Raw genomic sequence first — 15,285 nt, forward strand, 5'->3', positions numbered from 1 at the left:
AGCTATTACATCTACCACAACATTAGCCATACAAGGTTAAATTTTGCTAATAACTAATAAACTTTAATAAACATAGAAGATGCTTAAAAGGCCTATTGTTATTGAGGTAATTATTAAGTTGGTAATAAAAACATAATATTATTGCGATGTATGCTTTTTGTAGTGTCAATTATATAGGATTTCGCAATATATCACCCTAAATTTCAGATATTCAAATTATAGTTATTATAATAGTTTGCTAAAAACTTACTATGAATTATAATTTTCATTTAATTAATTAAAACAGAATATTATGATGAAAAAAATTACATTAATGGTTACCCTCATGACAATTTCACTTGGGTACTCACAATCTTTACCTTTTGACTTTAGCGACCCAATTCAATTGATGAACGGAGATGGAGGTGCTGCGACTAGTTTAACAACAGATCCTGATAATGCCAGTGATGATGTCATGCAAATAGATGGTGTTGCTGCTCCATGGGATAATGCCCAAATTAATTTTGCAGAGAATGTAGATCTCTCAGACGATGGTAATAATACGATGACCTTTAGAATTAAGCCTGTTAATGGAACAGGTAGTGGAAATCACCTATTAAAATTTGAAGATGGTACTACTGGAAATACAGAACTTGCATTTACGACAACAGGTACTGACTGGCAAAATATAAGCCTTGACTTTCCTGCTGGTTTAGGAAATTATGGAAGAATAGTGATTTTTACCGATGCTGGAGATGCTAGTGCTGGTGTTTCAGATACCTATTTGGTTGATGATCTTGCAGGAGGTACTAATATAGCACCACCACCACCACCTGAAGCTTTTTTACCTATAGATTTTAGTGATACTTATGAGTTGTTTTCTGGAGAAGGAGCTGTTACAAGTTTAACAACAGATCCTGATGATGCAACAGATGATGTTATGCAAGTTACTAGTGGAGGAGGAGATTGGGATAATGCGCAAATAATCTTTGCTCAAAATGTGAATCTTTCAGATGATGCCAATAACACGATTTCTTTTAGAATTAATCCGCTAAATGGTACTGGTAGTAACAACCACTTATTAAAGTTTGAACAAGGTACAACTGGAGACGCAGAGGTTGCATTTAATACGACTGGAACTGGATGGCAAAATATAAGCTTAGATTTTCCTGCTGGATTAGGAAACTATGCTAAAATGATTCTTTTTACAGACGCTGGTTCTACAGGTCAAGATACTTATTTAGTTGATGATTTTGCAGGAGCTACAAACGTAGTGCCAGTTGAAGATCCAGAAGCTGCACCTATACCAAGTGTACCAAATGGTGAAACTTACAGCATATATAATGATACAAATGGTTATACTACAGTATTCCCAGTTGCATATTCTTTTGGGACAATTGAAGGTGAACCAGATTTAGATCCAGGAACAGGAGAAAATAAAGCATTGAAATTTAATTTTGCATTTGCAGGATGGGGACAAGGAGAAGGTGGTCCAGACGATGTTTCTGCTTATAATTATGTTAATTTTATGTATTGGGCGCAACCAGGTGTACCAGGTTTTCAATTTAATATGATAAGTAATAATGGAGGTGTTACAGAACACACTTATGAAATTGGAACACAAGAAGCTGTTGTTACTGGTCAATGGACTCAGGTATCAATACCAATGTCATATTTTACAAATATAGGATTTGCAAGTACTCACTTTTTTCAATGGAAATGTGATGCATTCATGCAAGTAGTAACAGATCCTGGTACTGTGTTTTTTGATAATTTAATATTAACCCAAAATCCATTATCTGTTAATGAATTTGATACAGCTCAATTTAGTGCTTATCCTAATCCTACAAATGATAATTGGAATATCTCTAGCAGCATAAGTATAAACACTGTTGTAGTATATGATATTTTAGGTAAGAAAGTAATGTCTTTATCACCTAATCAAAATGAAATAGTAATTGATGCATCTACAATAAATTCTGGAATGTATTTTGCTAAAATTGCAAGTGATAATGGTTCTAAAACTATTAGACTTATTAAAGAATAAATAGATTTTAATATCTATAAAAATATTAAAGCGTGTTTATTTTTTATAGACACGCTTTTTTTATTAATTAAATTTAGATGAACTAACTTTACATGGTCAATTATTAATTAAAACAATATGTTTAAAAATTTAGTCTTTATAGCATGTTTATTTATGTTAGTACTTAGTTGTTCTCAAAAAAACAATTCAGGTACTGCATCATCAAAAGATAATGGTGAAAACAAGAAAAATGCTAACGATTTAATAAATGAGACTAGTCCATATTTACTACAACATGCATATAATCCAGTAGATTGGAAAGCATGGAATAATGAATCATTACAATTAGCAAAAGATCAAAATAAGCTTATAGTCATATCTGTAGGTTATTCTGCTTGTCATTGGTGTCATGTCATGGAAGAGGAGAGTTTTGAAAATGATTCGGTGGCTAAAATAATGAATGATAATTTTATCAGTATTAAAGTAGATCGAGAAGAACGACCAGATGTAGATCAAATTTATATGAATGCTGTTCAATTAATGACAGGAAGTGGAGGATGGCCTTTAAACTGCATCACATTGCCAGATGGAAGACCTGTTTTTGGAGGTACATATTTTACAAAAAAACAGTGGACTAAAATTTTAGAAGACATGTCTACTTTATATAAAAATGATCCAGATAAAGTTATAGCGTTTGCAGAACAACTTACAGAAGGCGTTAAAAATTCAGACTTAATTACAATTAATAAAGAAAATGTTGAATTTAATCCATTGGCAATAAAAACGATGGTTAAGCAATGGAGAGCATATTTAGATTTTCAGAATGGCGGGCAAAAAAAAGCACCTAAATTCCCAATGCCTAGTAATTTAGATTTCTTATTGCGTTACAGTTATCAATATGAGAATAAAAATGTTCAAGATTTTGTATTAACTACCTTAGATAAAATGGCTAATGGAGGCATTTATGATCAAATTGGAGGAGGTTTTTCAAGATACTCGGTTGATGATAGATGGCATGTTCCTCATTTTGAGAAAATGCTTTACGATAATGCACAATTAGTAAGTCTTTATGCTAATGCGTATCAACTCACTAAAAATGAGTCTTATAAAACCGTTGTAATAGAAACGTTGGAATTTGTTGAGAGAGAATTAACTCAAGAAGAAGGTGCATTTTATTCTTCACTAGATGCAGATAGCAAAACAAAAGAAGGAGAATTAGAAGAAGGTGCATTTTATGTTTGGACTAAAGAAGAGTTGCAAACTGAATTAGGAGATGATTTTCAAATGTTTAAATCTTACTATAATATTAATCCAACTGGGAAATGGGAGAAAAATCATTATATATTATTTAAAACGAAAACCAACAGCGAGTTTTTGAAAAATTATAATATTTCCGAAGAAGATTTTAATAAAAAAATACTAGACTGGAAAATAAACCTTTTTAAAGTTAGAAACAAAAGAAATAGACCAAGAACAGATGACAAAGTACTCACATCTTGGAATGCTTTAATGCTAAAATCTTATATAAATGCATACCGAGTTATTGGTGATAAAACGTATTTAGATAAAGCCATTAAAAATGCTAAATTCATTAAAGAAAATCAAATCAATGAAGACGGTTCTTTGTTTCATAATTATAAAAATGGAAAAAGTACTATTGAAGGTTTTTCTGAAGATTATGCACATACCATTTCTGCTTATATCGAATTATATCAAGTAACCTTAGATGAAAATTGGTTAAATTTAGCCAATGATCTTATGGAGTATAGTATTACTCATTTTGTTGATAAGGAGAGTGGGATGTTTTATTTCACACCAGATACTGAGACAAATTTAATAACAAGAAAGATTGAAGTTATAGATAATGTGATTCCATCTTCAAATTCTGTTTTAGCAGAAAATTTATTTAAATTAAGTCATTATTACTCAAATAATGAATATGCAGCGATGTCTAAACAAATGCTTAGTAATATGAACGACCAATTTAAAAGTTCGCCATCTGCATATTCAAATTGGCTCTCATTATATTTAAATTATTCTAATCCGTATTATGAAGTTGCAATTTCTGGAGCAAATGCGTTAGATAAAATTAATGAAGTTAATCATTACTATTTGCCTAATATTTTAATTGCAGGATCAGTTAGTGAAAGTAATTTACCTATTATGGAAAGTAGATTTATTGAAGATGACACCTATATTTATGTTTGTGTTAATGGTGCTTGTAAATTACCTGTAGAAAGTACAAGAGCAGCTGTTGAGCAATTATTAAAGTAAATGCGTAATTTTACTCTAGAATAGAATTTATATTAGGTCATAAAAGATTATTAAGAACAAGTTATTATATACACAATGGTTACATTAAAACACTTAGCAGAACAGCTCAACGTTTCAATATCAACAGTTTCTAAAGCGTTGCATGATAGTAATGAAATTAGTCCAGATACTATAGAGCGTGTTAAGGCATTAGCAAAATTTTTAAATTATAAGCCTAACCAATTAGCAGTAAGTTTAAAAAATAGCAAAACCAATACAATAGGTGTTATTATACCTAATATATTAAATCATTTTTTTGCTAAAGCATTGTTTGCTATTGAGCAAGAAGCTACAAAGCAAGGTTATAATATTATTACCTGTGTATCTAATGAAAAGCATTCTAAAGAAATAAATAGTCTTCAATTATTGTCAAACGGAAGTGTTGATGGGTTCATCATGTCAATTGCAGAAGAAACACAAGTCGCCAACAAAGTAGATCATATTAATGCTATTTTGAATCAAAATATCCCAATTGTTTTATTTGATAGAGTGTCAGATGATATAGATTGCGGTAAAGTTATTATTGATGATTTTGGTGCAGCTTATGAAGCGACAAAGTATCTCCTTTCCGAAGGCAGAAAAAACATCATCCTTTTAAGTAGAATTGATGAGCTAAGTGTAGGTAAATTGAGAGCCAAAGGTTATTTTAAAGCTCTTGATGACGACACTACATATAATGAAGAGCCTAACTGCATTACTATTTCACATGACGAATCTATAGAAGAACGAATAGAAGCATTATTAACTAAAAATAAAAAAATTGACGGTATTGTAGCTGTTGACAACACAACTGGTGTTATTGCCTTACATAAAGCATTAAAACTCAATATTAATGTCCCTAAAGATCTTTCTATAATAGGGTTTTCAGACGAGAATGTACTCCAGTTTACAGATCCAAAATTATCAACCGTTTCTCAGCATACTTTAGATATTGGGAAAGCTTCTGTAGAAATGCTAATTAATAAGTTAAAAGATAAATCTTCTGTTCAAAACACAACTAAAACTATTAAAGCGAAGCTCATCTTAAGAGGTACGACCAAGTAATTTTTCTTCGGAAATTTTAACAATCACAAAATTATTGCATTTAATAGTAAGCACTTTTTGCTATCAAACAGAATACCTTTTTAAGCAATTAATGTTTAGTTTTGCATTAATGGATATCACACAAATTTTAGGATATTTTGGAGCACTTATAATTGGTGTGGTTTTAGGACTCATTGGAGGAGGAGGTTCAATATTAACGGTTCCTATTTTGGTTTATTTATTGTTTATAAATCCTGTGACTGCAACTGCTTATTCACTGTTTGTTGTTGGAGTGTCTTCTACATTTGGTGCAATTCAAAATATAAAAAAAGGCTTAGTAGATTTTAGAACAGCTATTGTTTTTGCATTTCCTGCATTTATAGCAGTATATATTACAAGAAGATATGTGGTACCTGCAATTCCTTCAGAAATTGTAACCTTCGGAAATTTTACACTCACAAAAGATATCGCAATAATGGTATTTTTTGCTATCATTATGCTTCTAGCTTCTATCTCAATGATTTTAACGAGAAAGGAAACGACTCAAACTTCTAAAGACTTTAAATTTAATTATCCACTTATTACTCTAGAAGGTTTTGTGGTTGGAACCATAACAGGACTTGTTGGAGCAGGAGGTGGTTTTTTAATTATTCCAGCGTTAGTTTTACTCGCCAAATTACCAATGAAAAAAGCAGTTGCAACATCGCTTTTGATAATTGCTATTAAATCCTTAATTGGTTTTATAGGAGATGTAGAAAACTTAGAGATTGATTGGACGTTTCTTTTAAGTTTTACAACTTTATCAGTTGTTGGTATTTTTATAGGAAGTTATCTTTCTAATTATATCGATGGAAAAAAACTAAAAAAAGGATTTGGATATTTTGTCCTAATTATGGGTATCTATATTATTTATAAAGAATTATTTTAAATGGAAACACTTAACGAATCATATTGGGACAATCGTTATCAAAATAAAGACGATCGTTGGGATTTAGGAGAAGTGTCACCTCCAATTAAAGCCTATGTTGATAAAATAAAGGACAAATCACTTCGTATACTAATTCCAGGAGGTGGAAACTCTTATGAAGCAGAGTATCTATTCAATAATGGATTTAAAAATGTCTATGTTTTAGATCTTTCTACAACTGCTTTGAATAATATAAAATCTAGAGTGCCTCAATTTCCAAATGCTCAGTTAGTTCATGCTAATTTTTTTGATCTCGATATGACTTTTGATATTATTTTAGAGCAAACTTTTTTTTGTGCTCTAAATCCTAGTCTTAGATCAGATTATGTCACTAAGATGAATGAGCTTTTAGCACCTAATGGTAAGCTTTTTGGTTTATTATTTAAACTACCTTTAGATAAAAAAGGCCCACCTTTTGGAGGTAATAAGGAAGTCTATCTTAATTTCTTTAAACCCGTTTTTGAGATTGAAATTATGGAAGATTGCTACAATTCAATACATAGTAGATTAGGTCAAGAGTTATTTTTTGTAGTTGGAAAAAATCTTAAACGCTAACAATGATAATGCTTAACTTTTATATTAGCACTTTACCTGATTAATGGTTAAATATTACATTGTATTTTTTACTTTCGCCAAATTCTGATTAAAATTTTTATTAATTAAACACATGATTACATTATGTTTACCTACACACTTTTTTTGAAAAATAAGCGACTATTTTTAAGTGCTTTTTTCTTCAGTTTTGTTTTTAATGTTTTTGCGCAATTGCCTGCAGGATATTCTGTGACAGAAGTCCAGTCTGGTTATAATCTAATAATGGGTTCTGTGTTTAACCAGGACGGTACAAAAATGTTTGTATGGGAAAAAAGTGGTCTTGTTTATGTATCTAACTGGGATGGTACTAACTATGTAAAGCAGGCAACACCAGTTTTAGATATTTCTGATGAAGTAGGAGATTGGAGAGATTTTGGATTTCAGAGCTTTTGTCTTGATCCAAATTTTGAAACTAATGGCTTGGTCTATATGTATTACATGGTAGATAGAGAACATTTGATGAATTATGGCACACCAAGTTATGACCCAAACAATAATGATTATTATGAAGCATCTATAAGTAGATTAACACGCTATCAACTTAATATTGGAGCGAGTCCTTTAACTACAGATTACAATTCTAGAACTGTGCTTATAGGTGAATCGATATCAACAGGAGTACCATTAACCTATGAATCTCATGCTGGAGGAACCGTTATTTTTGCTAAAGATGGTACACTTTTAGTTTCAACAGGAGACAATGCAAGTTATGATTCGTTAGATACTGGTAGTGCTAATGAAACATATTGGCAACAAGCAATCAATGATGGCATTATGCGTCCAGAAGAAAATGTTGGCGCTTTTAGAAGTCAGATGATTACTTCACTTTGCGGAAAAGTGTTGCGTTTAGATCCTGTTACAGGAGATGGAATTCCATCAAACCCTCACTATGATGCATCAAATCCACGAGCTCCAGAATCTAGAATGTGGGCAATGGGTTTACGTCACCCGTTTAGAATGTCTATTCAACCTGATACTGGAAGCACGAATCCTAATGATGGAAATCCAGGTATTATCCAAGTAGCAGATGTAGGTTGGACAGCATGGGAAGATTTGCACATCTTTGATAAAGGAGGATTAAATGGAGGATGGCCTCTATACGAAGGTCAAACGAAACATTATGGATATTATAATAGTGGTGCAACAAATCCAGATGAAGGCAATGTGCTTTTTGTGAATAATTGCCCGCAGCCAACATCGTTTGTTGATAATCCAGATCCTGCGTTAAGACGTTTTGTTCACGATAGACCAGAAGTAGCATGGAAACATGGTAGTATTTATGAGGCTCGAGTGCCATGGTTTGATGGTACAACTCCAACCAATCCTCGTGTTGGCACAGTAGGTTCTCCAACAACAGGAATTGAGTTTATAGGTAATACTGCTATTACAGGTGTTTATATAAAAGGTGATGCTTTAGGAAGTAGTATGAACGGAAAATATCTATTCACAGATTATATTAGAAATTGGATCAATGTTGCAACACTAACTGATGGAACTCAAAATTGGATTAGTGATATTTCAGAATTAGCACCTATTAATTTTGGTAACGGTATTGTACATATGATGCAAAACCCATTAGATGGTTCTGTGTTTTATGTCAATATTTTTGATGGAACACTTCATAGGTTATCTTTTACTGTTCCAACGTGGACTAATGAACCAATTGATATGACCGTAGAATGTGATGGCACGTCAAATCCAGGAGGAGATTATTCAACATGGCTCAATAGTTTTTCGGGAACGGTGTCCTGCGGAAATGTAACGATTACAAATAATAGTAGCGGATTATCAGACCTTTGTGGTGCCACAGGATCTGAAACAGTCACATTTACTTTATCAGATGACTGCGGAAATCAAATCACTAAAGATGCTACATTTACTATTGAAGACAATACAGATCCTAATTTCAACGAAACGTTACCAGCAGATACAACCGTAGAATGTGATGCTATTCCAACTGCGGAAACTTTAACAGCAAATGACACTTGCGGAACAGCAAACGTTGACTATACTGAAAGTACAGCAACTGGATCATGTTCGGGAGAATATGTAATTACAAGAACTTGGACAGCAACAGATGAGTGTAGCAACCAAACCGTTCATGAACAAACTATAACAGTTGAGGATAGTGGTAATCCAACATTTAATGAGTCTCTGCCTCAAGATGTTACTTATGAATGTGATGAAACCATTCCTTCCGCAGAAACATTAACAGCAAACGATACTTGCGGAACAGCAAACGTTTCTTTTACCGAAAATACTGTAGCTGGATCATGTTCAGGTGAGCATGTAATTACAAGAACTTGGACAGCAACAGATGAATGTAGTAATGTTAGCACTCATATTCAGACATTGACTGTTATTGATTCTACTAATCCAGAGTGGGATAATATCCCAATAGATATGACAGTACAATGTTCTTCTAATAATCAAATGGAGTTTGAAACTTGGCTTGAGAGTTTTTCTGGAACTGATAATTGCGGAACAGCAACAGTAACTCACGATGGATCTGCAACTATTTTATGTCCAGATTCAGTTTTAGTAAATTTTGAGTTGACTGATGAATGTGGGAATTCAACACTTACAACTGCGACATTTATAGTTGATGATACTCTCAGTAATCCTGAATTTGAAGATACAAATGTAATCATGTATCCAAATCCAACAAATCAATATATTTATTTTAAAGGATTAAAAGATGACAGTGTTATGGAAGTCTATAATATTGCAGGACAAAGAATATTTAAAAGACCAGTTAGCAACGGAAGACAAATTGAATTTGAATTAGAACCTGGTTTGTATCTGGTTAAAATAATTTCAGGATCTAAAACAGAAATAAAGAAATTAGTAATCCAATAATAAAAAAATCAATTGGTAATGCTATTCGCTTTTTTAAGTTGTGAGAAATTGTATTTTAATGATATTTATCATATTTTCTTTATACAACGGTTTGTAATTTTACTACATTAAATTTAAAATTATGATGTTTCAAAATATAGCTTTATACAATACTAATGTGACCATAATAATGGTTGTTGTTTTTGCTTTGGTCTGCTTAGCTCTTGTTGGTTTTTTAATTAAAGCTATGGCTAGTAGTGGTAAAAAGGAGATAGAGGCAGACACAGAAACTAAAGATTAAATATTGGTTTATGAGAAAAATTAGATGAGAGTGTCTCATGCACTCTCATTTTTTATAAAACATATTTTAAATATTAATATTTAAAATATGTAACATTTTGAGAATGTTTGCGTCATATAGGTAATCAATCAAATCAAAATCAATAATATCATGAGACAAGACAATCAACTTTTAGTGTTAACCCATCTAAGTCAATTACTGACTTTTATTACTGGATTTGGCGGACTTATAGTGCCTTTAGTTATTTGGGCAACTCAAAAAGAAACCGTCTATAACATGGATCAACAAGGTAAAAATATTGTGAATTTCCAGTTAAGCATGTTAATATATAGTATCATTTGTATTCCATTGGTATTTGTAATTGTTGGCATTTTTGGATTATTAGCCTTATGTCTATTATCATTCATTTTTCCAATTATAAATGCTATTAGAGCAAGTCATGGAGAATCACCAAAATATCCTTTATCTCTTAATTTTATTAGTTAGTTATTTTTAAATGGAGATAAAATGGAAACGCGCACTTTTTAAGTGCGCGTTTTTTATTTGATTATATTTTTTCTTCGGAAATAAAACAAACTTGTTAGCTTCCAATAGAATCTATTTCATCTTTAACTTTTGATTTTTTTCTAGTCCATTTGTTCCCATATTTGAAAAATAAATAACCAAGAATAGCAGTAATTACAATTGCTCCTATTATTTCAAAAGATGCAGTAGTTGATGTTCCTTTTCTACCTATGAATAGACCTATAACATTTCCTATAAAACTAAAAACACAAAGTATTCCGAAAAGTAAAAATAAATACCCTAAAATTTTCTTTCCCATTATTATTTGAGATTTCTTCTAAAAATTTGAAAACTGATATTACTCTTAAGAGTTGCGTTCGTTTTATTTTTCTGAAAGGAATCGCTTTTTCAACCTATTGATTCCTGCTTTCACAGGAATTCTTTAGCTATTTAACATCACTGGCATTACCAACATTGTTACATGTTCACCTTCATCTAAACCATCTACAGGTGTTAAGATTCCTGCTCTGTTTGGCAAACTCATTTCTAATTGTACGTTATCTGCGTTTAGGTTGTTCAGCATCTCAGTTAAGAAACGAGAGTTAAATCCAATTTGCATATCGTCACCTTGATAATCACAAGTTAAACGCTCTTCTGCTTTGTTAGAGTAATCAATATCTTCCGCAGAAATATTTAATTCAGCTCCAGCAATTTTTAAACGTATTTGGTGTGTTGTCTTATTTGAGAAGATACTCACACGACGAACCGAATTTAAAAACTGTGTTCTGTCAATTGTTAATTTATTTGGATTTTCTTTAGGAATTACCGCTTCGTAGTTAGGATATTTTCCATCAATTAAACGACAAACTAAAATAGTATTCTCAAAAGTAAATTTTGCATTAGAATCATTGTACTCAATAGTTACAGCATCATCAGAAGCAGCAAGAATTCCTTTTAATAAATTTAAAGGTTTCTTAGGCATGATAAATTCTGCAACTTGATCAGCCTTAACATCTTCACGAGTGTATTTAACTAATTTGTGAGCATCTGTTGCTACAAATGTTAATCCTTCCGTAGAAAATTGAAAAAATACACCACTCATTACTGGTCTTAAATCATCATTACCTGCAGCAAAAATAGTTTTGCTAATTGCAGTTGCTAATATATCTCCAGAAATAGTTGTTGTACTAGGGTTGTCTAATTCAACAGATTTAGGAAACTCATTTCCATCTGCATAAGCCAACGCATATTTACCATGATTTGAACTAATCTCAACAGTATTGTTTTCTTCAACAACAAACGTTAAAGGTTGTTCAGGAAACGTTTTTAAAGTATCTAAAAGTAAACGTGCAGGCAATGCAATACTACCATCTACATCACTTTCAACATCAAGAGTAGAAGACATGGTAGTCTCTAAATCACTTGATGAAACTGTTAATTTTGAATCTTTTAACTCGAATAAGAAATTATCTAAAATAGGTAATGTGTTTGAGCTATTGATAACTCCACCTAATACTTGTAATTGCTTGAGTAAATATGTACTGGATACTATAAATTTCATACGTATATTCTATTATTTTTATAATAAGAACACAACAAATTGTGTCTTACAAATATATCTTAAAGTGATTGTTTTATAAAACAAACTTATTAACATTTATTCTATTGAAAATAAGGAATTATTTTATGATTTTTTACTGTTATTTTGAATACTTTTTTCTTCTGAAAAAATTAAACAAAAACCCAAAAACACCTAGAATAACAAGAGGTAAGACGATATTGATAATTTGCCATTTTGATTTTTGTTCTTCAATTTTTTCTGGATCTAAAAAGGCTAATTTCACCTCTTTGGTACGAATGTTTATAAGTCCGTCGTCGTTTAAAAGGTAGTTAACTGCGTTTTCAAGAAACTCTTTATTTCCAAATTTACGTTTGGTTAAAAACTCAAAACCTAATTCTTGCGGTTGACCTCTAATCACTTCATTTTTGATCACATCACCATCTGCAATCACAATCATTTTAGTGTCTTTACTAGTCGTTTTATCGTCTTGAATTTTAAAAGGCTTCACGCGTTTATCATATACCGAAGTAAATTGACCTTCAAGCAAAACAGCTAATGTTTGATTTGGTTGGTTGTATTCTTCAGGATTTGGTTCTTGTGTAACGACCTCTAAACTAATTTCTCTAGGTACGCCTTGAAGTTTTGATAACTTAGAACTACGCAATAAAATGGTTTTATCAACACCATTTTTTAAAGTATCTATTTGACTCGCGAAATCAAATTTCACAGGATCTAAATTTGTTGTAATTGGGTGATTAGGATTACTCGCAGCCAAAGGTGAGTAAGGCCATTGTAAGGGTTGAAATTGAGAATTGCTACCTTCTCCAATAGCTAATGTAATAGGAGCAGAGTACAAATCATTAACAATAACAGGATTGACACGAACACCATATTTAAAAAAGAAGTCATTAAGATTAAGATCTTTCATAATTGCAACACCACGTCCAGATTCGTTGAGGAGACTATCTCGATCCATAATAATACTTTCAGTCAGCCAAAGACTTTTTCCGCCATTCATTGTGTATTGATCGAGCACATATTTTTCTTCTTCGGAAAAACGCTCACTAGGTTTTGCAGATATGATTAAATCATAATTCTCAATATCTTTCAAGGTCTTTTCTGGATTACTAGAAACACTATCTAAAGTAAAAGGAGCGAGGAAATAATGTTCGCTCATTTTTTTAAGAAAATCGGCAACGTAAACATCTTTTAATTGTCCGTTACCTCTCAAAACTGCAATCTTTTTTTGTTTAGGAGTGACTAGTTTTTTAAATGCTTCAGCAAAAATATATTCTAAATTTTGAATAGAACCATTTACTAGTTCTTGATCTGTAGCTCCAATTTTATTTTTTATCAAAGGGACAATAACCGTTTGCTCATTATAACTTGCCAAAGCCCAAGGAATAATGACTTCTTGTGATGTTTTTCCGTTCTCTTTAATATTGACTTGAAACGGTTGTAAGCCTCTTTGAGCTAATTGCTGTATGTTTTGATCTCTTGTTTTTTCATCTGCCAATGGGTTGATAAATTGAAACTTTACATGACTGTTAGAGACAGAGAACTCTTCAAGCAATTGTTGTGTTTCATCACGTAGTCTTCTAAACTCTGATGGGAATTCACCTTCTAAAAACACATCAATTATTAAAGGAGAATCAACACTCTCAACTGTTTTTAAGGCTTCATTAGATAAGGTGTAACGTTTGTCTTGCGTTAAATCAACACGTTGATAAACGTAGCTTGATATTATATTAATAACGACAAGCGCAACTAATGTAATGACTATAATGATGATATTTTTTTTACTCTTTAGCATCCAATTTTTGTTCTTCTTTATATAATCTTAAATCGACGACTTTATTATTCTCAAATGTGATTTCTAAGCATTCTTTTTCGGTATTAAAAGCACCTGGTTCTAAACCTAATGCATAATTCCATTTGTTGGGATCATGATCTTTTTTTGAGTCGTCCCAAGATAACCATTCGTGTGTTCCTAAAAGGGATTCAACCTCAGTTTTTGTCTTTCCTATTAAAATTTCCGAAGACATCATATCACCAGATAACTCATAGCGTAGAGATGGCTTGTCTTGCCAGATTTCCGAAGAAAAATACTTTTCGTGATGATAGTTACTAAAGATATTAATCATAGGATAAACCGCATAAAAATAAACCAAAGGTGTCATTACTAAACTGACTAAAAACGTTAACCAAATGCGTTTGTCAATTGTTTTTACAAACAGAAAAACCAGCACAAAAGTGATGACCATTATAATAACTAACGGAATAGTAATAATCATTGATTAGCGCGTTTGATATTTAATTTGGTCAATACAATAAATAAGGCAGTAACACTTAAAAAATAGATAATGTCTCTGGTATCTAAAACACCTCGACTCATACTTTTAAAATGGGATTCCATTCCTAATTTTTCTATATAAAAAGCATCTCCAAATAGATTGTAATTTGACAATCCTTCAAAACCAAAGTAGAAAAAGAAGCATATAAAAACAGCGACTATAAAAGCAACGATTTGATTGTCTGATAGGCTAGAGGCAAATACTCCAATTGCTGTATAAGCTGCAACTAGAAATAAAAGTCCAAAATAAGAGCCCATCACACTTCCCATATCGAGATTGCCTTCTGGATTTCCTAGTTTTGAAATGGTATAAACGTATAATAATGTTGGAATAAGCGCAATTATAATTAAAACAAATGAGCCTAAATATTTTCCTAAAACAATGTTTAAATGACTAATTGGTTTGGTGAGCAATAATTCTAATGTGCCTTGTTTTTTCTCATCTGCAAAACTTCGCATAGTTACTGCTGGTACTAAGAAAACAAGAATCCAAGGTGCTAATAAAAAGAAGGTTGATAAATCTGCAAAGCCATTATCAAGTACATTGAAATCACCTTTAAATAACCAAAGGAATAAACCGTTAAGTAATAAAAATACAGCAATCACCAAGTAACCAATTGGTGATGCGAAAAAGGTGTTGATTTCTTTTTTTAGGATTGAGAACATTTAGTGTTTGTTATTCTGTTTTAAATAATTCTTGAATTTAATCATTTTAATTCCGGGAAAAATAATAAATATTAACCCAAGAACACAACCAAATAAGCTAATAGTTTGAGATGTTGGACGTTTGCTTCCAAAACGATTAAAATATAAAGACACAAAAAAT

The 15,285-nt window shown here is 31.6% G+C and carries 13 protein-coding genes; 8 read left to right on the top strand and 5 right to left on the bottom strand.

All coding sequences use genetic code 11. From position 1 onward, the window contains the following. Positions 1-292 precede the first annotated feature (292 nt). The 8 genes from IM744_RS09120 (at position 293) to IM744_RS09155 (ending at position 10,527) form a co-directional block, all read left to right on the top strand. Positions 293-2,026: a T9SS type A sorting domain-containing protein gene (locus IM744_RS09120; RefSeq protein WP_194507818.1), complete on the top strand. Its 1,734-nt coding sequence runs from the start codon at positions 293-295 to the stop codon at positions 2,024-2,026. A gap of 153 nt (positions 2,027-2,179) precedes the next feature. Continuing rightward, the gene (locus IM744_RS09125) at positions 2,180-4,279 is read left to right on the top strand and encodes a thioredoxin domain-containing protein (RefSeq protein ID WP_241738304.1); all 2,100 of its coding nucleotides are present in this window, start codon (positions 2,180-2,182) and stop codon (positions 4,277-4,279) included. A 75-nt stretch (positions 4,280-4,354) separates the two neighbouring features. Further along, positions 4,355-5,362, top strand: a complete 1,008-nt coding sequence (locus IM744_RS09130) for a LacI family DNA-binding transcriptional regulator (protein ID WP_194507820.1) — start codon at positions 4,355-4,357, stop codon at positions 5,360-5,362. Between the two features lie 109 nt (positions 5,363-5,471). After that, a complete protein-coding gene (locus tag IM744_RS09135) occupies positions 5,472-6,269 on the top strand; it encodes a sulfite exporter TauE/SafE family protein (RefSeq protein ID WP_194507821.1) in 798 nt (265 codons plus the stop codon). Beyond that, positions 6,270-6,863 carry a methyltransferase domain-containing protein gene (locus IM744_RS09140; protein ID WP_194507822.1) on the top strand — a complete coding sequence of 198 codons (594 nt, stop codon included), beginning with the start codon at positions 6,270-6,272 and terminating at the stop codon, positions 6,861-6,863. Positions 6,864-7,007: 144 nt separating this feature from the next. Continuing rightward, complete coding sequence (locus IM744_RS09145; protein ID WP_194507823.1) at positions 7,008-9,761, top strand: PQQ-dependent sugar dehydrogenase; 2,754 nt, start codon at positions 7,008-7,010, stop codon at positions 9,759-9,761. Positions 9,762-9,882: 121 nt separating this feature from the next. Continuing rightward, entirely contained in the window at positions 9,883-10,041 is a 159-nt protein-coding gene (locus IM744_RS09150) for a hypothetical protein (protein WP_194507824.1), read from the top strand. A 150-nt stretch (positions 10,042-10,191) separates the two neighbouring features. Continuing rightward, positions 10,192-10,527 carry a DUF4870 domain-containing protein gene (locus IM744_RS09155; RefSeq protein WP_194507825.1) on the top strand — a complete coding sequence of 112 codons (336 nt, stop codon included), beginning with the start codon at positions 10,192-10,194 and terminating at the stop codon, positions 10,525-10,527. A 94-nt stretch (positions 10,528-10,621) separates the two neighbouring features. Here IM744_RS09155 and IM744_RS09160 read toward each other — a convergent pair whose 3' ends face one another. The 5 genes from IM744_RS09160 to gldF form a co-directional block, all read right to left on the bottom strand. Next, a complete protein-coding gene (locus tag IM744_RS09160) occupies positions 10,622-10,864 on the bottom strand; it encodes a hypothetical protein (protein ID WP_194507826.1) in 243 nt (80 codons plus the stop codon). A 123-nt stretch (positions 10,865-10,987) separates the two neighbouring features. Further along, on the bottom strand, positions 10,988-12,106 hold the full coding sequence (gene dnaN, locus IM744_RS09165) for a DNA polymerase III subunit beta (protein WP_194507827.1): 1,119 nt from the start codon (positions 12,104-12,106) through the stop codon (positions 10,988-10,990). Positions 12,107-12,245: 139 nt separating this feature from the next. After that, positions 12,246-13,919, bottom strand: a complete 1,674-nt coding sequence (gldG, locus tag IM744_RS09170) for a gliding motility-associated ABC transporter substrate-binding protein GldG (RefSeq protein WP_194507828.1) — start codon at positions 13,917-13,919, stop codon at positions 12,246-12,248. Beyond that, complete coding sequence (locus IM744_RS09175; protein ID WP_194507829.1) at positions 13,906-14,400, bottom strand: hypothetical protein; 495 nt, start codon at positions 14,398-14,400, stop codon at positions 13,906-13,908. The genes gldG and IM744_RS09175 overlap by 14 nt, the downstream gene beginning before the upstream one ends. After that, positions 14,397-15,125 carry a gliding motility-associated ABC transporter permease subunit GldF gene (gldF, locus tag IM744_RS09180; protein ID WP_194507830.1) on the bottom strand — a complete coding sequence of 243 codons (729 nt, stop codon included), beginning with the start codon at positions 15,123-15,125 and terminating at the stop codon, positions 14,397-14,399. The genes IM744_RS09175 and gldF overlap by 4 nt, the downstream gene beginning before the upstream one ends. Positions 15,126-15,285 lie beyond the last annotated feature (160 nt).

The sequence above is a fragment of the Psychroserpens luteus genome, assembly GCF_015319355.1.
In the GTDB taxonomy this organism is placed as follows: Bacteria; Bacteroidota; Bacteroidia; order Flavobacteriales; family Flavobacteriaceae; genus Psychroserpens; species Psychroserpens luteus.